The sequence below is a fragment of the Candidatus Erwinia dacicola genome (assembly GCF_001756855.1).
GTDB classification, from domain to species: domain Bacteria; phylum Pseudomonadota; class Gammaproteobacteria; order Enterobacterales; family Enterobacteriaceae; genus Erwinia; species Erwinia dacicola.
Genome location: NZ_MAYS01000521.1, coordinates 1 through 3,862 on the forward strand (window position 1 = coordinate 1; position 3,862 = coordinate 3,862).

Below are 3,862 nucleotides of genomic sequence, written 5' to 3' on the forward strand. Positions count from 1 at the left end.
GAGATCCTGACGAGTGACAAGGGCTAATTCGTGATAATTTAACTGTTTGCTGCAATCCCCAGAAAAAGCCCGCTTTATATCTGCTTATGCACAAACTTATCCACATTCGTCGCAACAGCGTAATTTTGACGAGCATCGCGCAATCGTTTTCGCTACAATTCCCCGCGCAAACGGAAGCCCCCTCAGAGGCGTTACCTGAGACTTATTTCTCTCCTATAATATAGAAAGAGATTGCTAAGCCTCATATAACGCTCTTTATATGCGATCCAAAGCCCAAGGGATAAACCTCATGCAACAACGTCGCCCTCTACGCCGCACGCTGCTCAGCGTGTCTGATAAAACCGGTATCCTCGAATTCGCTCAGGCGCTTTCCCAACGTGGCGTCGAGCTGCTGTCCACTGGCGGTACTGCACGCCTGCTGACAGATGCTGGCTTGCCCGTCACTGAAGTGACTGACTACACCGGTTTCCCGGAAATGATGGATGGACGCGTCAAAACGCTGCACCCGAAAGTGCATGGTGGCATCTTGGGGCGCCGCGACCAGGATGGTGCCATCATGGCTGAGCACGGCATCTCCCCTATTGATATTGTTGTCGTCAACCTTTATCCGTTTGCCCAGACCGTGGCGCGTGAAGGCTGCTCGCTGGCAGACGCCATTGAGAACATTGATATTGGCGGCCCGACCATGGTGCGCTCTGCGGCGAAGAACCACAAAGACGTGGCGATCGTGGTGAAGAGCAGTGACTACCAAGCCATCATTGCGGAGCTGGATGCCAACGGCAACTCGCTGACGTTTGAGACCCGCTTCAACCTAGCGATTAAAGCCTTCGAACACACAGCCGCCTACGACAGCATGATTGCCAACTACTTCGGTAGCTTGGTGCCGGCTTACCACGGCGAAACTACCGCGCCATCCGGCCGCTTCCCGCGCACGCTCAACCTGAACTTCATCAAGAAGCAGGATATGCGATACGGCGAGAATAGCCATCAGGATGCTGCCTTCTATATAGAAGATAATGTTTCTGAAGCTTCGGTGGCAACGGCACAGCAGGTGCAGGGCAAAGCGCTCTCTTACAACAACATTGCCGATACCGATGCAGCGCTGGAGTGCGTGAAAGAGTTCGACCAGCCAGCCTGCGTGATCGTCAAGCATGCTAACCCGTGCGGCGTCGCCGTTGGCGGTCCAATTCTCGATGCTTACGAGCACGCGTACAAAACCGACCCGACCTCTGCTTTCGGCGGCATCATTGCCTTTAACCGCGAGCTGGACGAAGTCACCGCGCAGGCCATCATCAGCCGCCAGTTCGTGGAAGTGATTATCGCGCCTGCGGCCACGGAAGCTGCGCTGAAAGTCACCGCTGCCAAACAGAACGTGCGCGTGATGACCTGTGGTCAGTGGCAGCAGCGCCAGAGCGTGCTCGATTTCAAACGCGTTAATGGCGGCCTGCTGGTGCAGGATCGTGACCTCGGCATGGTGAGTGAGAACCAGCTGCGCGTGGTCAGCAAACGTCAGCCGTCCGAGCAGGAGCTGCGTGATGCGCTGTTCTGCTGGAAAGTGGCGAAGTTTGTAAAGTCGAATGCGATCGTCTACGCCCGCGACAATGTGACAATTGGTATTGGTGCCGGTCAGATGAGCCGCGTTTATTCCGCCAAAATCGCTGGCATTAAAGCCGCCGATGAAGGCCTAGAAGTGAAAGGTTCTGCAATGGCGTCAGATGCCTTCTTCCCGTTCCGCGACGGTATTGATGCCGCTGCGGCCGTGGGCATTACCTGTGTAATCCAACCGGGTGGTTCAATCCGTGATGATGAAGTGATTGCTGCCGCGGATGAGCACGGCATTGCAATGATCTTCACCGAAATGCGCCACTTCCGCCATTAATTACGGAGCCTCAAATGAAAATTTTAGTGATTGGTAATGGTGGTCGTGAACACGCGCTGGCCTGGAAAGCCGCTCAGTCCCCGCTGGCTGAGACCGTTTTTGTTGCGCCGGGTAATGCCGGTACTGCACTAGAGCCAACGTTGCAGAACGTGGCTATCAGCCCAACCGATATTCAGGACCTACTGAGCTTTGCGCAGAATGAGAACATCGACCTGACCATCGTTGGCCCGGAAGCGCCGCTGGTGATTGGCGTTGTTGATGCTTTCCGCGCTGCGGGTCTCAAGATCTTTGGCCCCACCCAGGCCGCTGCACAGCTGGAAGGCTCGAAGGCGTTCACTAAAGACTTCCTCGCACGCCACAAAATCCCCACGGCCGAATATCAAAACTTCACCGACGTTGAGCCTGCACTGGCTTACTTGCGCAAGAAAGGCGCGCCGATTGTCATCAAGGCCGACGGTCTGGCGGCAGGTAAAGGCGTGATCGTCGCGATGACTTTGCAGGAAGCGGAAGACGCCATCCAGGATATGCTGGCTGGTAACGCCTTTGGCGACGCTGGTCACCGCATCGTAGTGGAGGAGTTCCTCGACGGTGAAGAAGCCAGCTTTATCGTGATGGTTGATGGTGAGAACGTCTTACCGATGGCCACAAGCCAGGATCATAAACGCGTTGGCGATGGTGATACCGGCCCAAACACCGGCGGCATGGGAGCTTACTCCCCAGCTCCGGTGGTAACCGACGAGATCCACCAGAAGGTGATGGACGAAGTGATCTGGCCAACCGTACGCGGCATGGCGGGCGAAGGCAACGTCTATACCGGATTTCTGTATGCCGGTCTGATGATCGACAAGAGCCGCCACCCGAAGGTCATCGAGTTTAACTGCCGCTTTGGCGATCCAGAAACGCAGCCGATCATGCTGCGCCTGCAGTCGGATCTGGTCGATCTCTGCTTGGCCGCCGTTGACGGCAAGCTGAACGAGAAAGACCCCGTCTGGGATCCACGCACTTCACTGGGTGTGGTACTGGTGGCTGGCGGGTATCCGGGCGATTACGTCAACGGTGAGCAGATCCACGGTCTGCAGCTGGAAGAAGTGGCGGATGGCAAGGTGTTCCACGCCGGAACGACGCTGCAGGACGATCTGGTGGTGACCAGCGGTGGGCGCGTGCTGTGCGTGACTGCACTGGGTGAAGATGTCGCCGCTGCACAGACGCGTGCTTATCAGCTGACGCAGCCCATCTCCTGGAACGGCAGTTTCTACCGCAAAGATATCGGCTATCGCGCGATTAATCGCAAATAGTGACATCGGGCGACAAGCCGCCTGCTACCAGATAGCCTGAGGGGCGGATCGTTAATCCGCCCCTTTTTCATGCTTAAAAACTCTCGTCTTTCGGCTCACTGCTGCAGAAATCATCGCTCGCGACCTGCAACATCTGCGTGCCGCACGGTGCTTCCAGCCAGGCTACGCTCACCGGTCCGCGTTTGTCACGCTGTTGGCAAGCGACATAGCCCAGCTCAATGCGTGTAAACTCAGGACGAACCTGCGCGCCGTGGCAGGTCTTAACCGTGCCATCCGACGGTAGAGTCTTAGGACGTGGTGTAAATTTGGAAGGATGGTGAGAGCCATTGGCTTATCCGGTAAGGTAATGGTTAATTAGACAATTATCTCAGAAGGAGTCAACCGATGGCCGACAACAGCATGACATTCAGCAACACCCTGATGCAACTCGGCGGCGAGGACTTTCTGCGTGAACTCACCGAATTTATGCTCAACCGCATCATGGAGGCCGATGTCACTCAGCGCATCAACGCAGAGCCTCATGAGCGCAGTGACGAGCGGGAGACCTACCGTAACGGCTACCGTGACCGTCAGTACAACACCCGCCTCGGTACCCTGGACCTGCGTATACCGAAGCTGCGTGAAGGCTCGTACTTCCCGTCCTTCCTTGAGGCCCGCAGGCTGTCGGAGAAAGCACTGAACGCGGTAA

The 3,862-nt window shown here is 56.2% G+C and carries 3 protein-coding genes and 1 pseudogene; 3 read left to right on the forward strand and 1 reads right to left on the reverse strand.

Annotated features, from left to right (window positions below; all coding sequences use genetic code 11):
- Window positions 1-289: 289 nt before the first annotated feature.
- A complete protein-coding gene (gene purH, locus BBW68_RS13320) occupies window positions 290-1,879 on the forward strand; it encodes a bifunctional phosphoribosylaminoimidazolecarboxamide formyltransferase/IMP cyclohydrolase (RefSeq protein ID WP_070135729.1) in 1,590 nt (529 codons plus the stop codon).
- Window positions 1,880-1,893: 14 nt separating this feature from the next.
- Window positions 1,894-3,174: a phosphoribosylamine--glycine ligase gene (gene purD / locus BBW68_RS13325; protein WP_070135730.1), complete on the forward strand. Its 1,281-nt coding sequence runs from the start codon at window positions 1,894-1,896 to the stop codon at window positions 3,172-3,174.
- Window positions 3,175-3,247: 73 nt separating this feature from the next.
- Here the strand turns inward: purD and BBW68_RS20840 are convergent.
- A pseudogene (locus BBW68_RS20840) lies at window positions 3,248-3,436 on the reverse strand (DUF1481 domain-containing protein); the annotation flags it as partial.
- 122 nt (window positions 3,437-3,558) lie between these two features.
- Here BBW68_RS20840 and BBW68_RS13330 point away from each other — a divergent pair.
- A partial coding sequence (locus tag BBW68_RS13330) for a transposase (RefSeq protein ID WP_186821339.1) occupies window positions 3,559-3,862 on the forward strand: 304 nt, incomplete at its 3' end.